Annotated in this window: 20 protein-coding genes; 17 read left to right on the top strand and 3 right to left on the bottom strand. The window is 52.7% G+C overall.

All coding sequences use genetic code 11. The features are described from left to right. Window positions 1–14 precede the first annotated feature (14 nt). From ACOQPM_RS23125 to ACOQPM_RS23155, 7 genes are all read left to right on the top strand, one after another. A complete protein-coding gene (locus ACOQPM_RS23125; protein WP_420630756.1) occupies window positions 15–857 on the top strand; it encodes a PrsW family intramembrane metalloprotease in 843 nt (280 codons plus the stop codon). A gap of 1 nt (window position 858) precedes the next feature. Then, window positions 859–1,440, top strand: a complete 582-nt coding sequence (locus tag ACOQPM_RS23130; RefSeq protein WP_420630757.1) for a hypothetical protein — start codon at window positions 859–861, stop codon at window positions 1,438–1,440. 3 nt (window positions 1,441–1,443) lie between these two features. Further along, window positions 1,444–3,132, top strand: coding sequence for a trypsin-like peptidase domain-containing protein (locus tag ACOQPM_RS23135; protein ID WP_420630758.1), 1,689 nt, complete (start codon window positions 1,444–1,446; stop codon window positions 3,130–3,132). A gap of 172 nt (window positions 3,133–3,304) precedes the next feature. Beyond that, window positions 3,305–3,850, top strand: a complete 546-nt coding sequence (locus ACOQPM_RS23140) for a hypothetical protein (RefSeq protein ID WP_420630759.1) — start codon at window positions 3,305–3,307, stop codon at window positions 3,848–3,850. A gap of 8 nt (window positions 3,851–3,858) precedes the next feature. Continuing rightward, on the top strand, window positions 3,859–5,046 hold the full coding sequence (locus ACOQPM_RS23145) for an ArsA family ATPase (protein ID WP_420630760.1): 1,188 nt from the start codon (window positions 3,859–3,861) through the stop codon (window positions 5,044–5,046). A 167-nt stretch (window positions 5,047–5,213) separates the two neighbouring features. Beyond that, on the top strand, window positions 5,214–5,771 hold the full coding sequence (locus tag ACOQPM_RS23150; protein WP_420630761.1) for a LiaF transmembrane domain-containing protein: 558 nt from the start codon (window positions 5,214–5,216) through the stop codon (window positions 5,769–5,771). A gap of 56 nt (window positions 5,772–5,827) precedes the next feature. After that, the gene (locus ACOQPM_RS23155) at window positions 5,828–6,202 is read left to right on the top strand and encodes a DUF4342 domain-containing protein (protein WP_420630762.1); all 375 of its coding nucleotides are present in this window, start codon (window positions 5,828–5,830) and stop codon (window positions 6,200–6,202) included. 65 nt (window positions 6,203–6,267) lie between these two features. On the opposite strand, the gene ACOQPM_RS23160 is transcribed toward ACOQPM_RS23155, so the two are convergent. Together ACOQPM_RS23160 and queA are read right to left on the bottom strand one after the other, a co-directional pair. Continuing rightward, window positions 6,268–7,263 (bottom strand): PrsW family intramembrane metalloprotease, encoded by a 996-nt coding sequence (locus tag ACOQPM_RS23160; RefSeq protein WP_420630763.1) that lies wholly within the window; start codon window positions 7,261–7,263, stop codon window positions 6,268–6,270. Window positions 7,264–7,332: 69 nt separating this feature from the next. Further along, window positions 7,333–8,436: a tRNA preQ1(34) S-adenosylmethionine ribosyltransferase-isomerase QueA gene (gene queA / locus ACOQPM_RS23165; protein WP_420630764.1), complete on the bottom strand. Its 1,104-nt coding sequence runs from the start codon at window positions 8,434–8,436 to the stop codon at window positions 7,333–7,335. A 396-nt stretch (window positions 8,437–8,832) separates the two neighbouring features. On the opposite strand from queA, the gene ACOQPM_RS23170 reads away from it, so the two are divergent. From ACOQPM_RS23170 to hisN, 4 genes are all read left to right on the top strand, one after another. Beyond that, a complete protein-coding gene (locus tag ACOQPM_RS23170) occupies window positions 8,833–9,780 on the top strand; it encodes an ATP-binding cassette domain-containing protein (protein WP_420632413.1) in 948 nt (315 codons plus the stop codon). 2 nt (window positions 9,781–9,782) lie between these two features. Next, window positions 9,783–11,039, top strand: a complete 1,257-nt coding sequence (locus tag ACOQPM_RS23175) for an ABC transporter permease (protein WP_420630765.1) — start codon at window positions 9,783–9,785, stop codon at window positions 11,037–11,039. Between the two features lie 78 nt (window positions 11,040–11,117). Next, window positions 11,118–12,350: an ABC transporter permease gene (locus ACOQPM_RS23180; protein ID WP_420630766.1), complete on the top strand. Its 1,233-nt coding sequence runs from the start codon at window positions 11,118–11,120 to the stop codon at window positions 12,348–12,350. A 94-nt stretch (window positions 12,351–12,444) separates the two neighbouring features. After that, window positions 12,445–13,209 (top strand): histidinol-phosphatase, encoded by a 765-nt coding sequence (gene hisN, locus ACOQPM_RS23185; protein ID WP_420630767.1) that lies wholly within the window; start codon window positions 12,445–12,447, stop codon window positions 13,207–13,209. A gap of 58 nt (window positions 13,210–13,267) precedes the next feature. Here hisN and ACOQPM_RS23190 read toward each other — a convergent pair whose 3' ends face one another. After that, entirely contained in the window at window positions 13,268–13,585 is a 318-nt protein-coding gene (locus ACOQPM_RS23190; protein ID WP_420630768.1) for a YciI family protein, read from the bottom strand. A gap of 244 nt (window positions 13,586–13,829) precedes the next feature. Here ACOQPM_RS23190 and ACOQPM_RS23195 point away from each other — a divergent pair, with 244 nt between their 5' ends. From ACOQPM_RS23195 to ACOQPM_RS23220, 6 genes are all read left to right on the top strand, one after another. Then, window positions 13,830–14,720 carry a metallophosphoesterase family protein gene (locus tag ACOQPM_RS23195; RefSeq protein WP_420630769.1) on the top strand — a complete coding sequence of 297 codons (891 nt, stop codon included), beginning with the start codon at window positions 13,830–13,832 and terminating at the stop codon, window positions 14,718–14,720. 19 nt (window positions 14,721–14,739) lie between these two features. Then, window positions 14,740–15,258 (top strand): GNAT family N-acetyltransferase, encoded by a 519-nt coding sequence (locus ACOQPM_RS23200; RefSeq protein WP_420630770.1) that lies wholly within the window; start codon window positions 14,740–14,742, stop codon window positions 15,256–15,258. A gap of 367 nt (window positions 15,259–15,625) precedes the next feature. Continuing rightward, on the top strand, window positions 15,626–16,084 hold the full coding sequence (locus ACOQPM_RS23205) for a hypothetical protein (RefSeq protein ID WP_420630771.1): 459 nt from the start codon (window positions 15,626–15,628) through the stop codon (window positions 16,082–16,084). Between the two features lie 4 nt (window positions 16,085–16,088). Continuing rightward, complete coding sequence (locus tag ACOQPM_RS23210) at window positions 16,089–16,979, top strand: hypothetical protein (RefSeq protein WP_420630772.1); 891 nt, start codon at window positions 16,089–16,091, stop codon at window positions 16,977–16,979. 180 nt (window positions 16,980–17,159) lie between these two features. Beyond that, window positions 17,160–19,472, top strand: coding sequence for a PKD domain-containing protein (locus ACOQPM_RS23215; RefSeq protein ID WP_420630773.1), 2,313 nt, complete (start codon window positions 17,160–17,162; stop codon window positions 19,470–19,472). A gap of 59 nt (window positions 19,473–19,531) precedes the next feature. After that, window positions 19,532–20,362, top strand: a complete 831-nt coding sequence (locus ACOQPM_RS23220; RefSeq protein WP_420630774.1) for a sulfurtransferase — start codon at window positions 19,532–19,534, stop codon at window positions 20,360–20,362. The last annotated feature ends 4 nt before the right edge of the window (window positions 20,363–20,366 follow it).

Genomic DNA, 20,366 nt, shown 5'->3' on the forward strand with positions numbered 1-20,366 from the left:
GTAGGAGGTGTTTTATGAGTGGACCCTGGCGACAACGCAGCAGCCTGTGGCAAGCAGATATTGCCTCGATTGTGCTGCTCATCCTGTTTGTTTTGGCCATCTTTGGTCTGGAAGCGTGGCTTCAGCCCCAATTTACCCCCACAACCCTTGTTCTAACCGGCATTGTGATGGCTTTGGTGCCTGCCGTTGTGTGGCTGGCCTTTTTCTACCGGCGAGACCGGTTAGAGCCGGAACCCAAGCATCTGGTGGTGCAAATGGTGATTTTGGGCGGCCTGCTGGCAAGCGCTGTGGGCATTCCCCTGGTGGAAGGTGTGTTTGACGTGCCAGCCTGGCTGAGCAGCAGCCCCGCGTGGGCACAGCTGCTGGGCGGCTTTTTGATTGTGGGCATGATTCAGGAATTTTTGAAATATGCGGCCGTTCGCTTTTCTGTTTATTACGCAGATGATTTTGATGAGTCCATTGATGGCATCATTTATACAACGGCCGTTGCCATTGGTTTTGCCGTCATGCTCAACATAAACTTTGTGGTTAGCTCTGGTGGCGTAGATTTAGGCTCCGGAGCGATTCGCATGGTGCTGACGACGCTGGCTCAGGCCAGCTTTGCCGGTATTGTGGGCTACTTTTTAGGGCGGATGAAATTTGAGAAACGGCCGCTCTGGTGGATGCCGCTCGGTTTAACCATTGCTGCTGCCCTAAACAGCCTGTTCACCTTCCTGCGTGGCAACTTGAGCCAGGGCAATTTGGGTGCAGTCAATAACTGGATTGGGCTGATTTTGGCGGCTGTGCTGGCTGGCGTTGTCACCTGGTTCCTGGCCCGCTCAATTCAGCACGATTTGGCCGTGCACGGAGGTGACTAAGATGACTCCTGTAAGCGTTCCCCAACAAAACATGGCCCACGAGCGCCGCTCCGCGCTGCTGGTGGTGGGATTGGTTATTTTGAGTTTACTAATCGGCTGGCAGGTGAAAACGGCCATACAAAACGCCACCCGCACCGTAGAAGTTAGCGGCCTAACCGTAAACGTACCCGATGGCTGGCTGGTGCAAGAAGGCGCAGGCGATCTGCTCTTTGTGGCGCGAAATCCGCTGGCGATTGATGAACTGTACCGCGTCAGCCAACTGCCTGCCGAACCCGATTTGGCCCCGGATTTAGCCGCGCTGGCCGAGAACCGCAACCTGGCTCGCGCCCGGCTGGATGACAGCTACCGCGTCTTGTCTGCCGAGCCAATCGTCTTTGCCGGACGCGATGGGTACAAGGTGAGCTTTGCCCGCGTTGATCTGGATTCACCCGGCATTCCGCACGTCATTGAAGGGCTGGATTACTACTTCCCAGAAGGTGATCGGGTCAACGTTCTTTCTTTAGAAGCTGAAAGCGAATCATTTGCGGATGCACTGCCTGCATTCCAGCGATTTGCCCAATCTATGACAAACACAGGAGGGTAAGGCATGAAACGACTCCAAAACTCCCCTTTGCAACTGCTCTTTTTACTGCTGCTGCTCTTTTCGTTCACGGCAATGGCATGCCAGCTAGGGTCTGCGTTGGAAGAGACCCCCACGCCTCGTGCTCGGGACGATGATGATGACGATGGCGACGACCCGGAACCGACGGAAGAACCAGAGCCGACGCCCGTCGCGGTGGAACCCACGCCCGAGCCCGAATCTGGCGATAACAACGGCAACACGAGCAACACCAACAGCGGCGATGTGACTCCGATTGAGCGGCTCCAGGCAGCGACGGTTCAGATTTTTGCCAAGCAGGTGATAAACGGCCGTCTTCAAACCGTCTGGACGGGATCAGGCACCATTGTCTCGCCAGATGGCGTCATTTTGACCAATGCCCACGTTGCGGCCCCGTCTGCGCCCGGCCTGGCTACCCTGTACAACGACCCAGAGCTGCTCTTTAGCGATGAGCCAGACCAATTGGTGGTTGCTCTCAGCGCCTCGGCCGATCAGCCCCCAACAGAGATGTACATTGCAGAACTGGCCGCCGCCGACGGCGCGCTTGACCTCGCTGTCATCAAAGTAACGGCCGACTTGGACAGCAACGCGCTTGATCTGTCATCGCTAAACTTACCCTTTGTCGAGATTGGCAACTCTGACGAAATCAGCCTGGGCGAAGAAATTCGCATTCTGGGCTACCCCGGAGCGGGTGGTGAAACGATTACCTTCACACGCGGTAATGTGGCGGGCTTCGAGAGCCAAAACCGCGTCGGTGATCGCGCCTGGATTAAAACAGACGCCACCATCTCCCCCGGAAATTCCGGTGGCTTGGGCGTGAATGCCGCTGGACAAATCATCGGCGTGCCATCCTTTGGCCAGGAGGCGATTGGTGGAGCTATTAACCGCCTGCGCGCCATCAACTACGCCTTGCCCATGCTGGAAGCAGCAGAGGTGAGCAATAGCTACGCTAGTCCCTATGTGGTTCCCGGCACGGGCCAGGAGCAGTTCAGTTTCATCACTTGGGCAGATGATTATAGCGATGCAGATCAATGCCCAATTGGCCCCCGCAACAGTTACCCCAGCAACACCACGTTTACTGTAGCCGTCTTTGAATTCAGCGGATTGACTGACGGGCAGCAGGTATTGGTGGCCTGGTGGCTCGAAGATGAGCTTATGACTACGTCTGTCTTTGAGTGGAATGAGGGGTCGTCTGGTGACTGTACGGCGTTTTACTTCCATAACTATGGCGATCCGATTCCCAATGGCAATTATGCAGTAGAAATTTATGCCGGGGATGGGCTAGAGTTTGTGGGCTTGGCAGAAACGGCCGTTGGCGGCACCACAGCCAATAATTCCGGCAACACAGGTAACAACAATGATAGTAAAGATAGTGTGGTCGTTGAAGGTGAAATTATTGATGCCGACAGCGGCAAGCCGTTGAGCGGCGCGGTCATCTTCATCTTGCAGCCCGGTACCGATTTAGACGCCTGGTTAGACGACCCTACCGATGCTGGCGTGTACACCTACGCCGAGACAGACCAGAACGGATACTTTTTCCTACCGCAGCCATTGCAGCGCGGCGTGGAATATCCTGGCGTAGCTGGGCTAACTGGCTACTATAACAACGATGGCTTCCTGGCCTTTACTGACGAGGACCCAGATTCAATTTATTTGACTTTGGAGTTAAGTAAATAGGTTGCGAGTTTGCAAGTGGCAAGTTTGCAAGTCAATTGCCATTTGTAACTTCTCTCAAAATTTAAGCGTGGCGCCAAATGGTGCTGCGCTTTTTTGTTTTGCAACTAGAATTCATTTTCCGGCGTATAATGAGCAAGTCACAACCTACAAGTCACAACCTAAAGGAGGTTATGTGGGTAAGTTATTTTTGCTTTCTCTAATTTTTTTACCCTTGTTATTGTTTCATTACTTTTTGATGGCAGATCATCATCGCCGAATAAAAAATTTTCTAAGAAAGCATAGTTACGAAGCGTTGGAAATTTCTAGGCAAGCACAGCATTCAAACGATGTTTCATACAAAGTGTTGTATGTTAGCAATAAAAATGAACTGTTTCGAGCGCGTTGTTCGGTAGGATTTTACCGGAGGCTATATTGGTCAGAATCAACTTTTTTATACGTTGCCTCGCCAGAGCGTATTGAACAGTTGCGCCGTATGGATTGGCAGTCGGATGATATTCCCTTCAAGGCAAAATCTGAAAAAGAAAAAGTGATGGACGGACTTAGCAGTGTCTTTAAACATGAGCGTATTTGGGCAGTGAAAGCAGTGCCTCAAATGAATCAAGTTGATGACCAAGTGCTCCAGTTGGTAAAAACTATTGCCTCGAACGATGAAGACCTAGAAGTGCGTGAAGTGGCAACAGTAATTATGAATAAACTTCAAATATTCGAAGAAGGATAAGTATAAAGATGCGTATTATTTTGTATTTAGGTAAAGGTGGTGTGGGGAAAACGACGGTGGCGGCGGCAACGGCCGTTCGCAGTGCCGAGTTGGGGTACAAAACCCTGGTCGCCAGTACTGACATTGCTCACAGCCTCGCTGATTCGCTAAATGTACCCCTGGCCGCAACGCCAGTGGAGGTTGCGCCCAACCTGTGGGCGCAGGAAATCAGCGTGGTAGCCGATATTCACAACTACTGGGGGACGCTGCAAGAGTTTGTCTCTGGCATGTTGCGAAATGGCGACAGGATTAACAATGTGGTGGCCGATGAGCTGTCGGCCTTCCCCGGCATGGATGAGATTGTCAGCCTGCTGCACATCAATAAACAGGCCAAAGAGCGCAACTTTGACCGCGTGATTATTGATGCAGCTCCCACTGGTGAAACAATTCGCCTGCTCACTATGCCAGACACGTTCCGCTGGTATGCAGGTCATTTGAGTCGGGGGCGGAGCAAGGTGGTGAATGCGTTACGGCCGTTTGCTGGTCGCCTCCTGCAGGGGCCAGCCGAGGTGCTGGAAGCATTAGAAAAGCTGGATACTGCCACAGGTGAGCTGCGCGAAACTTTAAGCAACCCCGAAATCAGCAGTTACCGAGTAGTGCTGCAACCTGAAAAAATGGTTGTGCGCGAGGCAGAACGTGCCGTGAGCTACCTGGGACTGTTCAACTATCCTGTTGATAGCGTCATCATCAACCGTATTTTGCCAGAATCTGCTGAAGAAGGGCCATTTTATGCTCAACGGCGGGCGGTTCAGGCAAAATATTTGCAGATAATAGAAAACAATTTCAGCCCACTCCCCCTGTGGCGTGCGCCCTACTACGCACATGAAGTTGTTGGTACAGAAGCACTGTCTCGCCTGGCACATGATTGCTTTGGACAGGCTGACCCTGGCGACATCTTTTATCGTGGTGCGTTGCAGGAGATTGTGGAGCAAGAGGACGGCCGTTACCTGATGCGCCTGCCCATGCCCTTTGTCACTGGCGGGGACGTGCGGCTACGCAAGCGCGGCGACGAAATGTTCATCACCATTGGCAACTTTAAGCGAGAAATGATCTTGCCCACTGTGCTAGCCAAACGACGCGCCGGGGGCGGCAGCCTGCAAGATGGCATCCTGGAGATTACCTTCCTGCCGCCAGACCCTGTGCCTGAAGCTGTGTAACTGCTAGAGAAGTTCAACTTTGCCAAAAGTTGAACTTCTGTTTCCCCTGTGGCTTTATCATTTGTGTAGAGAATGTGTACATCTCATGAGAGCCGTGCCAACTGTGCAACTCACCTCCCAAGTGCCCGTAAAGCAGCCATAACCTACTTGAGAAAGGAGTGTGAGAAATGTCAAAAGAATCCGTTTTGAAGATAGAAGAAACCCGCAAGCTCCAACGCCGCCAATCTTGGCCAGCCTACGGCGTTATCGCCATCGGGTTAGGTCTATTGGCCAGCCAAATTTTTGGCTTCGACATGATTGATGTGCTGTGGCCTGGTTTTGTATTGGCGCCCGGCTTGCTATTGCTGTGGCCAGCCTACAACTCTACGCCAGAGCACCCCAGTCGCTTGAGCTTTTTGGCCGTCCCTGGCGCATTATTTATCACAACCGCCATTCTGCTGTTTGTGATGAACCTGAGCAACTATTTTGAAGCCTGGGCGTATAGTTGGCCGCTTGTTTTTGCTTCGGTTGCCTGGGGTTTGATGTACATGCGTCGCTTTGATCCTGACCACAACATTCACCGAAGCGGCTTTCGCTTTATGCGGTTTATGGTGCTGCTAGCGATGGGGTTGGTTGTGTTTTTTGAGGTCGTGGTCTTTGGCAGCATCAATCCGCTGTTGCCCCTGGGTGTGATTGGTTTTGGTATCTATTTGCTGGTTAAGGAACGACGAGCTAGTAAACAGTAATTGGTATTTAGCCGCGGTTTCTTACCGCGCAATTCAAAATAATGGAGAAAAAAATAATGGCTAAGAAAAAAGCAGAAAAAGTAGAAGAAGTTGAAATGGCAGAAGAAGTTGTCATTGAAGAAGAAGATTTGGCTGAAGAAGCTGAATCCTGGACGGAAGAGTTTGTGGCGGCGGGCGAGGATTTGGTGAGTATGGTGAAAAGTTTCATGCACGAAACGGCCGTTCGCCGGGTCGTTGTCAAAAATGAGGAACGCAACATTAACCTCTCTTTGCCGCTGGCAGTTGGCTTGCCGGGCATTGCCCTAGCCATTCTGTGGGCACCGTTCATTGCGGCTGTGGCCGTGGTTGGTGCATTGGCAATTGACTGCACCATCACCGTCGAGCGTGTGGCAGAAGAAAAAGAACCCGAAGCCACCCTCGCCACCGAGTAAATGATCGGCCACGGATTGCGCGGATTAATTGGATTAAAAAATCTGCGAAAATCCGTGGCTAAAAATTATTGGCGCAGTTGGTTGCTGAGTGATGCCAGTTCCTGGCGGAGTTCGGCAATCTCCTGCGCCGATTTTTCATCCTTAAAAAGCTGCCAATGGTGCTTGGTGTAGGCCAGATGGCTGCATTGCAGAAAGAAGTGCGCGGCTTGCCGATTGGCACGAAAGCCACGATTGATGAGCATGTTGAACAGATAAGAAACGCGCTTGCGACCAGAGCCGGCAATCATAAATTGGTTGGTGGTGAGGATGCCGAGCGCTACTTCCTCGGCCAAATACTGGCGTAGCCAACGACGCTCTTGCAGCACCGCCCAGACGATGATGCCAAACACCAGCAGCACGCCTCCCCAATCAAACAGCAGCGCCACCAAAATGAAGCCATTCCCCAGCGTGACGGTAAGGTTGTGAAGAAAGTGTAGAAAAACGGCCGTCATCCATCCCAACATTGGCAGCACAATTTTTATCCACTGTTCGGTTGCCAGACGCGCAATGGCAATGCCAAGCCCAGCAAAGCTGCTAAAAAGAGCGTGGTTCAGGCCAAAGACAACCGCGCGTAGCACAATGTTTGCTCCCCAAGCTTCAACCCCGCCTGTGTTAAATGTTTGTACAAAATAGTACACATTTTCCACCATGGCAAAGCCCATTCCCACCATGGCCCCGTAGATGATGCCATCCAACGGGCTGTCAATCTCGCTGCGCCAAAAGATGAAGATGGCAACGAGCGCCATGCTTTTGATCGTTTCCTCGACGGGTGGACCGATGAGCGAGGGGGCAGCCGCTTGGCCCAGCTCATCTCCCAAAACGAGGAGCAGAGGGACGCTGAGGGCGGTGTTTAGCACAAAAGAGATGAGAATGGCAGGGATGGCTCCCCACAAAAAAGCGGCGGCTAGCAGCCACAATGGTTCCTTTTCGTACCTATCGAACCAGTAGATGATGCCCACGTACACCATAGTTGGAATGGTGGCGGCGATGATGGAGAGAAGGAGTACGGCCGTATCACTCATCTCGTCCTCCCACAAAAAACCTGACAGGTTTACTGTCATGAAGCGCGGAAAAACCTGTCAGGTTTGCCATTATAAAATTAACATCGCGTCGCCAAAGGAGAAGAAGCGGTATTTTTGGGCAACGGCCGTTTCATACGCCTGCAGCATAAAATCTCGGTTGGCAAAGGCAGCGACTAGCATCAGCAAACTGGAGTGGGGCAGGTGAAAGTTGGTGATAAGCGCATCCACAGCGCGGAAGTTGTAGCCGGGGTAAATGTACAGGTCGGTGGGGGCGGTGAAGGCGGCGACGGGCTTCCAGGGGCAAAGATTGCTCGTTTCCCCGCTGGCATCACGGGCGCTAATTGTTTGCAAGCTGCCGTTGATACCTGCCGAGCGCAGGGCGGCCGTTTCTAGCGTTCGCATGGAGGTAGTGCCAACGGCAATGAGGCGACCCCCGGCTAATTTGGCTTCGTTGATGCGCTGGGCGCTTTCAGGCGTTAGGCTGGCCCATTCGGAATGGATGGTGTGCGCCTCCACGCGCTCTGCTTCGACCGGTTTGAAGGTGTCTAGCCCGACGTGCAGCGTCACCGTTTCAAAAATGACCCCCTTTTCGCGCAGCGCCAACAGCAAATCTCCTGTGAAGTGCAGCCCGGCGGTGGGGGCAGCGGCAGAACCAGTTGGGCGCGAATAGATGGTTTGGTACCGTTCTGCATCGTTCAGCGTTTGGTGGATATAGGGTGGCAGCGGCGTGTGGCCGATGCGGTCTAGCCAGTTGTCCAGCGGTTGATTGAAGCTGAGTTCGCGCTGGGGACCGTTGAGAACGGCCGTTACCGTTGCCACCAGTTCCGTTTCATTTCCATCATGATCCAGCAGATGAATTTGGCTGCCTTCTTTGAGCCGCTTGCCGCCGACCATCGCTTGCCAGGTGCCATTTTCTTGCTGGCTGAGGAGCAATATTTCTGCTTTGCCGCCGGTGGGTTTACGGCCGTACAGGCGGGCAGGTATCACGCGGCTGTTGTTGGCCACCAGCACATCGCCAGGCTGGAAATAGTCCAAAATATCGGTGAAGATTTGGTGTTTGATCGTTTCGTCTGCCCGATTGAGTACCATCAGCCGGGAGGCGTCTCGTTGCGATAACGGCCGTTGGGCAATCAGCTCCGGCGGGAGAGTGTAGTTAAACTCCGCTGTGTTCATAAACCTATTTTAGCTGGCAGCCAGTAATTCCCAAAGTGGAGTTTTTTAGCATTCTTGTTGGTTTTGTGGGCGCAAAGCAGTCGGTTGGTCATTGTATATCAACTGATCGGTTGATGGTTTTCGCCGTTTTGTAGCTAAAATCAAAATAGGTCATAGTAAAACATGACCTGCTGCATGACTTCCGGCACATTTGGCAACGGCCGTTTGCCGGTAAACTTACACCCAGATTCAGAAAACAGCTCTGCAATCGGTAAAAAGTTTTGAAACACAAACAATCAAAGATTAAAAAGATTTCGCGGATTGGAAGCATAAAATCTGCTTAATCTGTGAAATCTGTTGATAGAGGATTTTGAAAACTTTTTCCATGCAACTCAAAGGGAGAAAACAATGTCATCCATTGTGGAAGTAAATGAATTACACAAACAGTACAACCCGCCCGATGGCGTAACGGCCGTTCAGGGCGTCTCTTTTGCCATTAAGCAGGGCGAGATTTTTAGCTTGCTGGGGCCAAACGGAGCGGGCAAAAGCACCACTATCTCCATGTTGAGCTGCCTGCTGTCTCCTACTGGCGGCGATGCCACGATCGATGGCCGTTCTATTAGTAGGGAGCCGAAGCAGGTGAAGCAGGTCATTGGCGTGGTGCCGCAGGAAATTGCCCTGTACGATGCCATTAGCGCCAAAGAAAACCTGGAGTTTTGGGGCAAGATGTATGGTTTGTCAGGAGATAAGTTGAAGGAGCGGGTAACGGCCGTTCTAGACATTGCCGGGTTAACAGACCGCGCCGACGACAAGGTAGATACCTTTTCCGGCGGCATGAAGCGACGCATCAATATCGCCGTGGGGCTGCTGCACAACCCCAAAGTGCTGTACATGGATGAGCCGACGGTGGGCATTGACCCGCAAAGTCGCCGCCGTATCTTGGACACGGTGAAGGAGCTTAACCAGCAGGGACTCACCGTGCTGTACACCACCCATTACATGGAAGAAGCAGAAGAACTAAGCGACCGGATTGGCATTATTGACCATGGCAAGCTGATTGCTGTGGGGACGCAGGATGAGCTGACCGCCACTGTTGGCCAGTATGACACCATCCAGCTAGACGTTGGCGAATCTGCCGAGGCCAACGGCACCCTCGTTACCGATTTGGCCGCCCTGGATGGCGTGTACCAGGCCGATGGCGAAGGTGAGCATGTGGTTGTGCAGGCCAAAGATGCCAACGGCGTGTTGCCCCGCATTTTGCAGAGTGTAACGGCACACGGCCGTTCCATCCGCCGCCTGGAAATTCAAGAACCCAACCTGGAAGCGGTCTTTTTGCATTTAACTGGCCGCGCTTTGAGGGATTAGCCATGAAAATTTGGACAATTGCCTGGAAAGATACCCTGATTCGTTTTCGGGATCGCAATGCGCTGATATTGATGCTGCTGGCGCCACTGGTGCTATCTGCCATCATCGGCTCTGCCTTTGGCGGCTTCATTCGCGGCAGCGACCCCGTCCCTTTTGACGCCATCCCCGTCCTGGTGATCAACGAGGATAGAGGCGCACAGGGCGAACAATTTATTGAGATTTTAATCAGTGATGATTTGGCAGAGCTGTTAGCCGTCACCGAGATGGATGATTTAGCAGTGGCGCGTGAGCAGGTGCAGGTGGGCGATGCCCGTGCTGCAATTTTGATCCCAGAAAACTTCTCTGCTTCGGTTGAGGGGGGTGTGGATGTGGATACGGCCGTTTCCCAATTTGAATTTTACGCTGATCCAGCCGCTACCCTCACCCCCAATATTGTGCGGGGGGTAGTGACGCAAATCATCAATGGTTTTAATACGGCCGCAATCTCCGTAGACGTCACCGTCAGTCAGCTTACTGAGCAAGCGTTAACGCTAGGCCCCGCTATGGCCAACCTAGGGTCTGCCCTCAACAGCGAGCTGGAAAGCGAAATTGGCCCCAACCAGCTCAGCCTCACCCTTAACGATGTGGCCGTTGGCGAGGAAGAAGACACGAGCGATATCAGCCCCTTTGCCTTCTTTGCCCCCAGCATGGGCATTCTCTTCCTGATGTTCTCTATGGTAGATGGCACACGCTCCATTCTGGATGAGCAGAAGGGTGGTACGCTGGATCGGCTGGTAAGCACCCCCACTAGCTCCTTGGAAATTTTGCTGGGCAAGATTGGCGGCGTCTTTCTGACGGGCGCACTGCAATTTATCGTCTTCGTCATCGCTTCATCGCTGCTCTTTAGCTTGAGCTGGGGCAGTTCCCCGGCGGGCTTGGCGCTGATGGTAGTGGCCGTGGTGCTAGCGTTCACCAGCCTGGGTGCGTTCATTGCTGCCTTTGCCCGCGATGCCAACCAGGCCAACATCATTGGCTCGGTCGTGACGCTGGCGTTTGCTGCCTTGGGCGGCAACTTTGTCCCGGCGCAAAATTTCCCGCCTTTTTTGGAGCAGTTGAGCAAGATCAGCATCAATCGCTGGGCGCTGGATGGCTTCTCTGATCTGACGCTCTTTGGTTTGGGACTGAATGATGTTCTGCTGGAGATTGGCGTTCTGCTTGGGCTGAGCGTGGTGCTAATTGGCCTGGCACTGTGGCAATTCCAGCGGCGCATGGCGCGGTAAAGAGGCGAGTATGCGAGTGGCGAGTTTGCCAGTGATTTACTCGCCTACTGGCAAACTCGCAAACTTTCTTTGGAGATTATGATGTTCAAAAACGCACTAGACATTACTAAACTATACTTAAAGACAACTTACAGCCAGCGCGGGGTACTCATCTCGCAATTGATTATGCCGCTGGTGTTTATCTTCTTGATTGGGCAGGCGATTGGCGGATTTGGCCCCGGCGGTAGCAGCAGCACCAACGTCACCTGGACGCTGGCCGTCGCCAATGAAGACGCAGGCGACCTGGGTGCGCGGTTAGTAGAGACGCTGGAGGCAGACCCCACGCTGGAAATTTTAGAGGTGACTGCTGACGGCATGGCCGCAACGGTGGAAAATGAAGAGGCAGAAGCTGGCTTGTTGATTCCGGCCAGCTTTAGCGACGAGCTGCAGGCGGGCAACGGCTTGGCTCTCGATTTTTACAGCGACCCGGAAAATGTGCAGTTTGTGCAGCCCGTGGAGCAGGCGGTGCTGGGGGCAATGAGCCAGCTCACTGGCTCCGTTAGCTCGGCAGCCATCTCCCGCAATGTGGCGGCAGAACTGGGTTTGTTTGAGCTGGGTGTGGATGAGGATGATTATTTTGAAACGGCCGTAACCACCGCCCAAACCAAATGGCAAGAACCACCTGTAACGATTCAGGTGAACGAGGATGAAGTTGTCGTGGACAGCAACAATATCATTCCCCAAGGCATGAACCAATCATCCCCTGGCATGATGGCCATGTTTGCCACCTTTGGCATGGTGGGGGGTGCGGCGGTGCTCATCCAAGAGCGGCAAAGCGGTACGCTGCGTCGGCTGCTGGTGATGCCCATAAACAAGGCCAGCATTTTGGTGGGCAAGCTGTTGGGCATTATGCTGGCTGGGGTGCTACAAATGAGCCTTCTCATCGGGGTTTCTGCATTGGCATTTGGCGTACCGTGGGGCAACAGTCCAACCGCGCTGGTGCTGATGGTGCTCACCTTTGCCCTGGCCATCACCAGCCTGAGTATGATGATGGCAGCCTTAACCAAAACGCTGGCGCAGGCAAATGCGCTGGGGACGGTGATTGTGCTTTCCATCTCTGCGTTGGGTGGCGCCTGGTGGCCGCTGGACATCGTGCCGGGTTGGATGCAAACGGTGGGTCGTCTTTCGCCGATGTCGTGGGCAATGGATGGGTTTCAGGATATTATCACCCGTGGCTTGGGCGTAACGGCCGTTTTGCCAGAGATCGGCGTGCTGCTTGCCTTTGCTGCTGTGTTTTTGTTTGTTGGCGTCTGGCGTTTTCAGTACGAATAATTGGTAGGGGCAGACCCCCGTGTCTGCCATAATTTGGGCGGCCACGGGGAGCTGGGCGGCCACGGGGAGCCGCCCCTACGCACGAAACTTGTTTATGACTAACTATTCTGAATTTTTGAACTTTGCTCTTGACGCTGCCTGGCAAGCCGGGCGCGTCACTTTGGGACATTTCCAAACGGGCGTTTCTGTGCGGCGCAAGGCGGACAACACGCCGCTGACCATTGCTGACCAGCAGGCGGAGCAAAAGCTGCGGCAGCTCATCGAGCAATATTGGCCGGAGCATAACATTGTGGGGGAGGAGTACGGCAATACGCAAAACAACTCCCCGTACACCTGGGTTTGCGATCCCATTGACGGTACGAAAACGTTTATGTGCGGCGTGCCGCTGTACGCCAATTTGGTGGCGCTGCTGTATGAAAATGAGCCGATCGTGGGGGTGATTAACTTACCTGCTTTGAATGAGATGGTGTATGCAGTGAAGGGCGGCGGCTGCTTTTGGAACGGCCGTCCCGCCCACGTTTCCGACACAAGAAATTTAGCAGATGCGGTGGTTTTACGCAGCGAATTGGAGAATCAGGAGCGGTACGGCCGTCAGGAGGCGTGGCAAAAGTTGGTGGATGCCAGCTACGTGCAGCGCACCTGGGGGGATGCTTACGGCTACGCCCTTGTTGCCACGGGGCGCGCCGACGTGATGCTAGACCCCATCATGGCACTGTGGGACATCGCCCCGCTGCAAGTGATTATGGAAGAGGCGGGCGGCAGGCTCACCGACTGGCAAGGGGAGGCGACGATTCACCACGAAGAGTGCATTGCCACCAATGGTCATTTGCATTCAGAAGTCTTGCGTTTGGTTAAATGATAGTGCGTATTGCGTATTTCGAAGAGGATGACGCAATACGCAATACGCCTACGATTTTCTACATCTGGAAGGTTTCGTAGACAGAAATCTGCCCACCGTGCTGCCAGTGCGGACACCCTTTGGCTAATTCAACGGCCGAATCCAGTGAATCTGCCTTGACAATGGAGTAACCTGTGGCTGGCGTGCCAACTGCGCCCTCGGCGACGCTGCCATCGTTGTTGATGGTTTTGGCCTGTGGCGTGAATGGATTGCCGCCGCTCACCAATGCGTCACCCAGGCTGCCCATCCAGGCACCCCATGCGGCCATCACTTTGGCGCCTTCTTCTTCCGTTTCTGGCATACTGCCCCCGGTGTAAACTAATACAAACTCTCTCATGATTTGTTCTCCTTTTGAACGATAGTTGGCGCACAATTGCGCCTTTCTAACCATACAACGAACTACCTTAGCCCAGATCGACACAATTCGCCGTGAATTTTGGGCAATTTGATTTTTCCCCTAAAATCGAACAATCAATCCAGAGGTATTGCGTATTTCGTATTGCGTAAAGTTTCGCTCGATACGCAATACGAAATACGCAATAAGTCAAAGTCCAGATTATTATCAACATTTTGTGTGAAGAATGAAAAATCCATACCTACCCAAATCAATTGATCCGCAAGAGGTGGTGGCTACGATTGGTCTGATTTCTGATACCCACATGCCGCAGCGATGGCCACAGTTGCCAACGGCCGTTTCCCAAATTTTTGCCAACGTGCAGATGATTTTCCACGCGGGAGACGTGGGCGAACTGTGGGTACTAGACGAACTGAGCCAAATCGCCCCGGTGGTTGCTGTGCATGGCAATGATGAGACGGAGGACGCTACGCGAGAGCTGCCCTACCAGCAAATTGTGACGGTGGCGGGGCAGCGGCTGCTCATTTGGCACAGCCATTACCCTAACCGGGTAGATGAGATGCACGCGCGACGCAGTGGCGACCTGCACGAGGGGCTGCTGCGAAACATCGCCCGCGCCAAATCCGCCGGGGCACAGTTGATTCATTTTGGACATTGGCATCTGCCATTGGTTTTTGAGCATGAGGGCATTGTGGCCGTCAATGCGGGCGCGATTGCCTCCGGAAATCCGTTCCAGCAGCAGACGATTCAGACGGTGGCGCAGCTCGTTGTGCTGCGCGACGGCCGTTTCCACATCACCCACGTCAATTTAGCGGAACCAGCACGGCCGTACACGCCCCAAACGGACATTGCGGCTGGGTTTGCGGGGAATTTGGGGATTTACGGCCGTTCTATCCTCTCTCCCGAACTGGAAAAGCTCAAAAAAGTTGATCTCAGCGGCATTTACCATACAGACCGAGGCGCATTCCTTGATGTTTGGTTGCCGCTGGCGCACCGGGTTTGGGCAGGTGAAAAATCCCACGTAACTTTGGATGATTTGCTGGTAGCGGTGAAAACGGCCGACATAAAAGAAGCCACCCGCCAAAAACTGCTGGTCATTCTCAGCCAGCTAGTCTGACAGAAGGAAAAAGACAAAAATGATGGAAGCAGAAATTGTAATTCGCGGCTATGAAGCCCGCGACCTGGAAGCGTGCCGACAGTTGTGGTACGTACTCACGGAATGGCACAGGCAAATTTATGACAGCCCAGGCATTGGTGGGGACAATCCCGGCCTTATCTTTGATGAACATTTGGCCAAGGTTGGGTCAGAAAATATTTGGGTTGCCGAAGCTGAAAATAAACTCGTTGGCCTCACTGGATTGATTATTGAAGGACAATCAGGAGAGCTAAAACCAGTTGTGGTGCTGGACGAATATCGCGGGCTAGGGGTTGGCCGGAAACTTGTGAATACCGTTGTTGAGCAAGCCCAGGAACGGGGATTGACCGAACTTAAAGTGTTGCCAGTTGGCCGGAATGAGCAAGCCATCCAGTTTTTCCATGAGCTTGGCTTCAACGTCATTGGCCACATGGAGCTTTTTCAGCAGCTTAATAAGCCAAAAGCGCAGCAAAAGTGGCAAGATAGAGAAACGATAGCTGGTCGGAATTTCAAAGTGTGATATTTTCGAAAATGATCCCATCGCCACCAAACTTCCGCTTGCCATCATTCCTGCCTAAAAAAGCACTCGATAAAACCCGCATCTTTACTGACTACCTCACCCGCATTGACAAGTAATCGAGACTCTTCAAAGAAATATATTCTTGCATCCGCACTTCAAAAAAACTGAAAAATCCAAAATCCTTTCAACATTATTGTGTACCAAACGGTATAACAAACGATTATCAGATATTCTCGAATTGTAATCAATGATTCCACTTTGCTGATTGCAACAGTCCAGAAAAGATTGAGAGCTGGAAAATCGATTTAGAAATAGTCAATTATTGGTGCAAAAATATATCAACATCTTAAGTTTAAAGGAGAGTATCATGTCACAACTACCTAAACAGTCGAAAGGAAAAATATGGCTTATGGTTATTCCTGCCTTAGTCAATGTCGGTGTAATAGCAGCTGGTATTCAAGGGATATTTAGTCCCCCTACCGTTGTAATGATTATTGGCATATTTTCATTTTTTGCCATGCTGGCAATTTCGAGCTTATTCTCAGAGAAATCAAATTTACTTGAAGGTGAGATGAGGAAAGCAATTGCATCATCTATGATAATGGTCTATTTTGCAATATTATCTCTGACACTAATTGACCCAGATATTGCGTTATCTGCAAATCCCATAATTTCTTTTTCTTTGGAAAATGTTGAAGAAGGTGAAGTGGCAGCAACCTCTTCAAGCCTTTTGAATGACTTTTCAACCTTAATTGCTGTTGTAATTGGATTCTATTTCGGTGGCCGCTCTTTTGAGGAAGTTGTTAAAGCATGGAAAGGAGGTTAATTCCATGATTAAGTATGATGATTTTAGTAAATTGGAAAAGCTAAAGAGGGTCGGCAAAGAATTGCTGAATCGGTATGAAAATGCAAGCACGCCCCTAGAACCTTCAGAGCATTGGTTTGCTGGGGTCAGCGATGTGCTGAAGCAAATTCTCCCAAGCGACTCATCGCTTTTAAGTGAGTTGAATAAAATTCAAGAGAATGCATCGTCATTCGGTGTAGAAACTGTACAGAAGACAATTAGAAGTGTATTGAAAATTGTCGAATATGCAGAAATGAGCTTATCTGAACCTATTGAAGCAACAATTGAACATCAAGTACGTCAGTTAGAATCCAAAAGAAAGGAAATCGAACGTGAAATCAATAACAATATTATGTCTCAATTCTTCAGTTCGTGGCAGTTTAGGATACCAACAATCATACTAAGTCTTGCAATTATTTTCGCCATCACAGGGGGGATTCAAATTGGGCAACAGGCACTGAATGTTAAAGATATAACCGAAAATGCCCTAGAAACTGCAAGACAAGATATTCTCTCACAAACTGAAGTAATTAATAGCAGTGTTAACGCACTAGCGGAAACTGAAAAGAACAGAATAATAGATTCAGTAACTGTTCACATAGAAAACCTTAAAGATGAAAAAGTTCCAGAGGCTGACAGCATCATTTCCGACCTTTCCAATAGATTGGACTCTATGGCAGTATCCGTTGATGAACTAGAAACTCGGTCGGAGCCAATTCTAGCTGCAGCCCAAGCTATCAATAATTCTTCTCCAAATCTTATTGATCAAGCTGGATTGCTCCTGACTATGCGTGGATGGGCTGCTTTGACTGTTATGGCAATTTGCCTAATCTCCATTGTAATCGCAGTTATTGCATTGAGAAGAACTGCGAGATAGTTGATTGTTCAAACCACATCTTCACAAGCTTCAAGATCTGATTTGAGTCCCTTTGAACCGACCGTCCGCCAGGGGCAAGTTTTCTGATTGCACCTCTTTGCTATGGCAACTCACCTTATAATTTGGAATGCCTTTTAGGTATGTTGTTAAAAACGTGTGCGATTTGAGGTTGAGGCGACGGTGAGTATTGAAGTTGGTTGGCACTTGTTCTGTTATGGCAAGTTTGATACACTGCCAACCATCATGATGAGACGGTGGCGTTGGCTTTTTTACCTGCTGGTAGGTGGCTTATTGGTAGCCTTGTTTGGTATGGGGCGGCCAACGGCCGTTTTCTCTCAAACCGTCTCCGGGGAAGGGGAAGCCCACATCTATGGCAATCTGCAACTTGATCTGCTGCTTTCCACCCCTGCTGGCCAGCCTGGTGACACCGTAGACCTCACCGTCACCCTGACCAACCACACGCAAGCAACTGTCTCCCCCACCATTGATTTACAACTGCCGCCCGGCGTGCGTCCAGCGACGATGTTGTTCCCCGCCGGGCTTTCCCTCAATTTGCAGGCAGGTACGCTTGATTGGCTGCCTGTCACTCTGGCTAACGGCGGCTCGAACACCTTTACCTTACCGCTCCGCCTGGAAACGGCCGACATCACCCAACCATCCCAAGAAATCCGCGTGACGTTGCGGCATGAAGAATTGGAAGAAACGGCCGTTGCCAACATCTGGATTGGTGTGCCGCCGCAGGTGGGCAATGTGATTAGCCCGCCGCAGGTGGCCGTGGGGCAGCCGTTCCAGCTACGTGCCGAGGCCGCTGGCTCTGGTCCGTTCAGCCAAGTATGGCATTTAGGCGACGGCCGTCGTGTAGAAACCACTGATCCCGTCGTGCTGTTTTCGGCGGCGGGCATTTATGAAATTGAAGTAGAAGTGAGCAACTTGGTGGGAACGGCCGTACAGCGACACACCATCTCCGCCGTTCCCCATCCCGCCGCCCAATTTAGCGTTAGCGACGCCACCGCAGGCGTGGGGCAACCCATCACCTTCATCAACCAGAGCGGTGGGGCAGGCCCACTCACCTACAGTTGGAATTTTGGCGATGGCGCAACGTCGGCAGAGGCGACGCCCAACCATACCTACACCGCCCCTGGCACTTATCAAGTCCACCTCACCGTGCAGAACAGCTTCGGCCAATCAGAAGCGTATTGGCCCGTCACCGTTGGCTTGCCGCCCGTGGCCGATCTCATCGTGCCGGAGCGCGTGAAGGCGGGCGAGCCATTCCAGGTGCAGGGCTTCGGCGATGCCTCCATCAACCGCTTCGAGTGGAGCATGGGGGATGGCCAATCGCTGCAAGGGGCGCTAGTAGAACACAGCTACAACCGCACGGGCGAGATGTACGTAACGCTGGTGGCCAGTAACGATTTTGGCAGTACGCAAGTCGGCCGTTGGCTTACCGTAGACCCCGGCACCTTGCGCCTCTACCTGCCGCTCATTTTGAATTTGCTGGGGCAGGGGAATGAATCGGCCACAGAAGATGTTGCCAGCCCAGATTTGCCAGATGTGGCGCTGGATGGCCTGTTCATCATGCGCCCGATGGCCGTGCCGCCGGGCAGCACCCCCGCCGAGCAGCTTTTGCTTTACATCAACGAAGCCCGTCGCCAGTTCGATTTGGCACCGCTCAATTTGGTGCCTCCGCTTAGCGCTGCTGCCCAGGAACACACTTTTGACATGGCACGATTTGCCTACACCGGCCACACGGGGGCAGATGGCTCTACCCCCGCCGAGCGGCTCATCCGGTTTGGTTATGAGGCTGGCTACGCGGGCGAGGCGACCGCCTGGGGCTTTGAATATCCACATCAGGCCGTAGAATTTTGGGTGAACAGTCCCGCCCATCGCCGCATTATTTTGAACGCCAACGCCACCGATGTAGGCGTGGGCTACTCGATTGATTTTAATGCCCCCAGCGTTTGGTACTGGACAGCCGAATTTGGCAATCAATTCGCCGCCCCTGACGCACCCACGCTACGTGTACAGGAACCCGCACCTGAATTTGAGACGATGGTGACGAGCCTGGTGAACTTTAGCTGGAACTGGCCCGCACCGCTGGCCGCTGGCGAACAGTTTGTACTCTACTTGCAAACCAACCGAGGGGATTTCCCCGTCGCCACTGTCACCCAGCCGACGCTGGGGACGCGCTACTCGGTGCAGCTTGCTGCCAATGACCTCACCAGCGGCAATGCCCGCTTGCAGGTGAATCCGGGTAACTACAGTTGGCAACTCCGCCTGGAAAATGGCAGCACGTTGGTGCAAAGCGACGCGCGTCCGATCATCTTCGCTGTTGATCCAGATGCGCCCACGCCAACCCCGTCACCAACGGCCGTTTCCCCCACATCATCCCCCGAACCAACCGCCACGCCAACGGCCGTTCCACCCCAAAATACCCCGCTTCCACCCACGCCTACCTCGCCCCCGCCGCTGATTACGGCTACGCCAAACAGTTAGCAGTAATTAGTAATCGGTGATCAGTTACTCCCTCACCTTGTCATCCCAAAGGAGCCCTCATGTACAAAACTCTCATCACTGCCCAAACCTTAGCTGAAAACATCGGGAAGCCCGACTGGGTGATTGTAGATTGTCGCTTTAACCTGGCAGATACGGCCGTTGGCCACCAAAATTACCAGCAAGCACACATCCCCGGCGCGGTGTACGCCCACCTGGATGACGATCTCAGCGGCCCGCCCGTGACCGACCGCGGACGGCATCCGCTGCCTACGCCGCAGCGATTGGCGCAGCTATTTAGCTTCCTGGGGATTGATGAGATGAGCCAGGTCGTAGCTTACGACGACGCAGGCAGCATGATTGCGGCGCGGCTGTGGTGGATGCTGCGCTACATGCGCCACGAGGCGGTGGCGGTGCTGGATGGCGGTTGGCAAGCGTGGCAGGCGGCTGGCTTGCCAACCAAATCGGGCATCGAAACCAACGAGCCGGCCCAATTTACGGGTCGGCCGCGGCCAAAATGGGTCGTCACGCTCGACGAGGTAAACCATCAGCGGGTACTCATTGATTCACGCGGCCCGGCGCGGTACCGTGGCGAACTGGAGCCAATTGATCCCCAACCAGGGCATATTCCCGGTGCAGTTAATCTGCCTTTTGAGACCCAGCTAGATGCCAACGGCCGTTTCCGCCCTGCCGATGAGATGAAAGCAGAGTTGACGGCCGTTCTCGGCCAAACCAAACCAGAAGCAGCCACCTTTTACTGTGGGTCAGGCGTCAGTGCCTGCGTGAATCTATTGGCAATGGCACATGTGGGGTTGGGAAACGGCCGTCTTTACGTGGGTTCCTGGAGCGAGTGGAGCAGCGACCCAGAGCGGCCTGTGGCTGTAGGTGACTGATTAC

Origin of the sequence: Candidatus Leptofilum sp. (assembly GCF_965223525.1) — a bacterium.
GTDB lineage: Bacteria > Chloroflexota > Anaerolineae > Promineifilales > Promineifilaceae > Leptofilum.

Bases quoted from the DNA above. Each gene is read 5' to 3' on its own strand.
- ACOQPM_RS23125 (WP_420630756.1), top strand. From the start codon at position 15: ATGAGTGGACCCTGGCGACAACGCAGCAGCCTGTGGCAAGCAGATATT.
- ACOQPM_RS23130 (WP_420630757.1), top strand. From the start codon at position 859: ATGACTCCTGTAAGCGTTCCCCAACAAAACATGGCCCACGAGCGCCGC.
- ACOQPM_RS23135 (WP_420630758.1), top strand. From the start codon at position 1,444: ATGAAACGACTCCAAAACTCCCCTTTGCAACTGCTCTTTTTACTGCTG.
- ACOQPM_RS23145 (WP_420630760.1), top strand. From the start codon at position 3,859: ATGCGTATTATTTTGTATTTAGGTAAAGGTGGTGTGGGGAAAACGACG.
- ACOQPM_RS23150 (WP_420630761.1), top strand. From the start codon at position 5,214: ATGTCAAAAGAATCCGTTTTGAAGATAGAAGAAACCCGCAAGCTCCAA.
- ACOQPM_RS23155 (WP_420630762.1), top strand. From the start codon at position 5,828: ATGGCTAAGAAAAAAGCAGAAAAAGTAGAAGAAGTTGAAATGGCAGAA.
- ACOQPM_RS23160 (WP_420630763.1), bottom strand. From the start codon at position 7,263: ATGAGTGATACGGCCGTACTCCTTCTCTCCATCATCGCCGCCACCATT.
- queA (WP_420630764.1), bottom strand. From the start codon at position 8,436: ATGAACACAGCGGAGTTTAACTACACTCTCCCGCCGGAGCTGATTGCC.
- ACOQPM_RS23175 (WP_420630765.1), top strand. From the start codon at position 9,783: ATGAAAATTTGGACAATTGCCTGGAAAGATACCCTGATTCGTTTTCGG.
- ACOQPM_RS23180 (WP_420630766.1), top strand. From the start codon at position 11,118: ATGATGTTCAAAAACGCACTAGACATTACTAAACTATACTTAAAGACA.
- hisN (WP_420630767.1), top strand. From the start codon at position 12,445: ATGACTAACTATTCTGAATTTTTGAACTTTGCTCTTGACGCTGCCTGG.
- ACOQPM_RS23190 (WP_420630768.1), bottom strand. From the start codon at position 13,585: ATGAGAGAGTTTGTATTAGTTTACACCGGGGGCAGTATGCCAGAAACG.
- ACOQPM_RS23195 (WP_420630769.1), top strand. From the start codon at position 13,830: ATGAAAAATCCATACCTACCCAAATCAATTGATCCGCAAGAGGTGGTG.
- ACOQPM_RS23200 (WP_420630770.1), top strand. From the start codon at position 14,740: ATGATGGAAGCAGAAATTGTAATTCGCGGCTATGAAGCCCGCGACCTG.
- ACOQPM_RS23205 (WP_420630771.1), top strand. From the start codon at position 15,626: ATGTCACAACTACCTAAACAGTCGAAAGGAAAAATATGGCTTATGGTT.
- ACOQPM_RS23210 (WP_420630772.1), top strand. From the start codon at position 16,089: ATGATTAAGTATGATGATTTTAGTAAATTGGAAAAGCTAAAGAGGGTC.
- ACOQPM_RS23220 (WP_420630774.1), top strand. From the start codon at position 19,532: ATGTACAAAACTCTCATCACTGCCCAAACCTTAGCTGAAAACATCGGG.